Genomic DNA, 3,050 nt, shown 5'->3' on the forward strand with positions numbered 1-3,050 from the left:
GTGGTCTTTTTGTGGTTTCATAAGTGACTGTAATTAAATGATTAATTTTTAGTCAACCTATTTCAGGAAAGTTCAATTTTCAAATGTTAGCTAACGGTCTTGGCTATGAGTAGTTGCGTGGTTTAGTACTTAACTTTGCAAGTACACACCAAACTGAAAATCCTCGCGAATTTTCAGAAGTAGGCGAGAACAAGCAATTACTTATAGCCATTGTTGGCAAATCGTTTTTATCTTATTATTTTCATTAATTCGTCAAACACATAAATTTTGTTTCTTTTTCCTCCAGTTATCTCTATCAGAATCTTTTCTTCTTGAAACTTATCTAAAAGATTGTATATAGTCTGATAGCTATTCGTATTAATTTTAGTTTTAATATTCCTGAAAGAAGTTACTGGATTTTCGAAAATTATGTCAAGTAGATGAATTGCATATTGCGAATTAAAATCCGATAATTTTTCTTTGACAGACTTGTATAGTTCAAGCATATTTAAAACTTTGTTTTGAGTATCTAATGCTTGGTCTTTAATTGACTTTAAAAAGTATCTTACCCAAGATTCCCAATCATCTTCTTTATCTACCATTCTTAAATAAGCATAATAATCATCTCTGTTTCTTTCAAAATATTCACTTACATATAAAAGTGGATAAGAAAGAATTCCTTTTTCATATAACATAATCGGTATTAATAACCTACCTATTCTGCCGTTACAATCTAAAAATGGGTGAATAGCTTCAAATTGATAATGGGCAATTGCTGTTTGTACTAATATATCTGGTTCTTCTATTGAATTTACAAATTTTCCCCAATTTGATATTAATTCATTTAATTCAGATGCAGAAGGTGGAATAAAAATTGCGTTTTCAATTGTAGCTCCAGGTTTTCCTATAAATACTGGAATCTTTCTAAAATTCCCTTTGTCTTTATTTGTTCCTCTTACTGAATCTAAAAGGATTGAATGAAGTTTTTTTATAAAATTCTCACCAATTGGTTTTTTCTTCAATAACTCAATAGCAATATGGATTGCTGTCCTATAATTGATTATTTCTCGGATATCTTGTTCTTTTGAATCTTTTTCTGAACTTTTTCCTTCAGCTTCATATTTAAAAACTTCTTCTATTGTAGCTTGAGTTCCCTCAATTTTAGAACTTGCGACTGCTTCTTTAGTTAAAAGAGGTGAGATTAATAAGCTTTGATTGGGAATATTTGTTAATAATCCATTTAAGCTTCCTAAAACTCTATTTGCTTCACTTATTTCTTTGATAAGAAGAGTGTAGTCAATTTTTGGTGGTAATAATTTAAGTTTATGATTTTCTGCCATTTTTTCTTATTCCAGTCTATTGGAATTCAAAGATACGTTATTCCATTTAAACTAAAAAATATGGAATAAGAAAATAAGTTATTCTATTTGACTGGAATATGGGAAATGTTTGCCAACGTGTTTGTATATGGTTTGTTGCGTGTTTTAAGTACCTAATTTAGCAAATACAAACCGAATAGAAAATCCGCGAGGATTTTCGTAAGTAGGCTAGAACTAGCAATAAATTATATACGGTGTTGTGCATAGTATTTATTTTTTACAAATCACTCCATTTTGTGAAAATTTCTCTCCATTATTTGAAGTCATTGTCGCTGTGTAAAACAAGCAATTTTCTTCAATTTTCCGTTTAGAAACAACAATTCCATTATTTTCATTTACCCATTTTTCTGTTTCGTCCAATTCCATTTTAGATTCATCATAAGTCAGTCGATAGGTACAATCATCTATCCACTCGATTTTTTCATAAGCTGGTTGTCCGTTTCCAATTCCATTTATCCATTCCGTTTGAGTATTCTTTTTCCTTTCAATAACAGTTTTCGTTACTGTTGAGTCCAGTTGAATCTCAAAATTTTGAATACTATCATTTTTTATGATAGTGAAGTCTTTCAATTCCTCTGTTGTTGGAATATAAAATTGTCCGATTTTAAAATCCTTACAAGTTAATTCTTGCGCATTGATTTTAATTCCGATTAACAGAATTATTGCAATTAAAATTGTGGTTTTTTTCATTAAGCGTTCAGTTTGTCGATATTATGCACAACGGTTGGGCTAAGCGTAGTGCGGTAGTAAGGAAACTTTTCGTTTCCGTCTGCGCACGAAGCTAAAGCTTTTGGTTTTGATTTATTTTTTCTTGTCCAAAGCTAAATCCCAAAGATTTAGCGACATCATAAATATACACAGACCTTTCATTAAAACTCTAAAGTCCGCATTACGTTTAGGTTTTGTTACCCAACGTTTTTTTATTCATAGTAAGTTCGGTCATCATTAAAGCGAATACTTTCTTGGTTTGGCAAAACGGTATTCTCTAGTTTAGCCCCATCCATTATCTCCAAACTCTTAAACATTGAATTTTTCATATCACAATTTTTAAAGGTTGCAGGAAATTCTTTCTTACCACGAAGGTTAGCCTCTTTAATTCCGGAAAATCTGATGTTAGTGAACTTACTTTCAAATTTGCTGTTTTCAAATATGACTGATAAAATCCAAGCAGACCTAATATCACATTTTGAAAAAGTACAATCTAGGAATTTGGCTTGACTTCCAAAGTTGAAATATTTGCCTTTAAGTTTACAAGTTTCAAATACACAATCTTGATAAACTGTATTAACACCCATCATTGCATTTTGGAAATCCGTTTTGATGAATTTACACTCTATAAATGTGCAGTTCCAGAGTCCAATTTCTTTAAAATTTGTAGTTTCAAAAACACAATTTTTAAACACTCCTTTTGTCAACATGCAGTTTTCAAAGTTTGCATACAAGAAATTTACACCAGCCAGTTTTATGTTCTTAATATTTTTCTTTAAATAAGAATCAGCAAAAGGAAAACCTTGATAATCCCATTGGTCATTGTCGAACCCAGTTCCGTTTTTGAGTACAAGTGATAAATCCTTGTATGGTTTCCATCTTTCGATAAGATTCTTTTTGATTGGCATTTTGTATTATACTGAAATAGGTTGACCTTTTTTTTTGTCTTTTTTGTCCGTTCAAAAGATTTTTTTCAGCCGTTTG

At 30.6% G+C, this 3,050-nt stretch carries 3 protein-coding genes; all 3 read right to left on the bottom strand.

Translation table 11 applies throughout. The features are described 5' to 3' along the window. Positions 1 to 227 precede the first annotated feature (227 nt). The 3 genes from Q0945_RS15720 to Q0945_RS15730 all read right to left on the bottom strand — a co-directional run bounded on the left by Q0945_RS15720 (position 228) and on the right by Q0945_RS15730 (position 2,974). Entirely contained in the window at positions 228 to 1,319 is a 1,092-nt protein-coding gene (locus tag Q0945_RS15720; protein WP_299436528.1) for a Fic family protein, read from the bottom strand. 249 nt (positions 1,320 to 1,568) lie between these two features. After that, complete coding sequence (locus Q0945_RS15725; RefSeq protein ID WP_299436531.1) at positions 1,569 to 2,048, bottom strand: hypothetical protein; 480 nt, start codon at positions 2,046 to 2,048, stop codon at positions 1,569 to 1,571. Between the two features lie 230 nt (positions 2,049 to 2,278). Then, positions 2,279 to 2,974, bottom strand: a complete 696-nt coding sequence (locus Q0945_RS15730) for a pentapeptide repeat-containing protein (protein ID WP_299436534.1) — start codon at positions 2,972 to 2,974, stop codon at positions 2,279 to 2,281. Positions 2,975 to 3,050: the final 76 nt, after the last annotated feature.

It is taken from the genome of uncultured Maribacter sp. (assembly GCF_947500405.1).
Lineage (GTDB): Bacteria > Bacteroidota > Bacteroidia > Flavobacteriales > Flavobacteriaceae > Maribacter_B.

What these genes read in the sequence shown, in the direction of transcription:
- Q0945_RS15720 (WP_299436528.1), bottom strand. Translation starts at nt 1,319, where the DNA reads ATGGCAGAAAATCATAAACTTAAATTATTACCACCAAAAATTGACTAC.
- Q0945_RS15730 (WP_299436534.1), bottom strand. Translation starts at nt 2,974, where the DNA reads ATGCCAATCAAAAAGAATCTTATCGAAAGATGGAAACCATACAAGGAT.
- Q0945_RS15725 (WP_299436531.1), bottom strand. Translation starts at nt 2,048, where the DNA reads ATGAAAAAAACCACAATTTTAATTGCAATAATTCTGTTAATCGGAATT.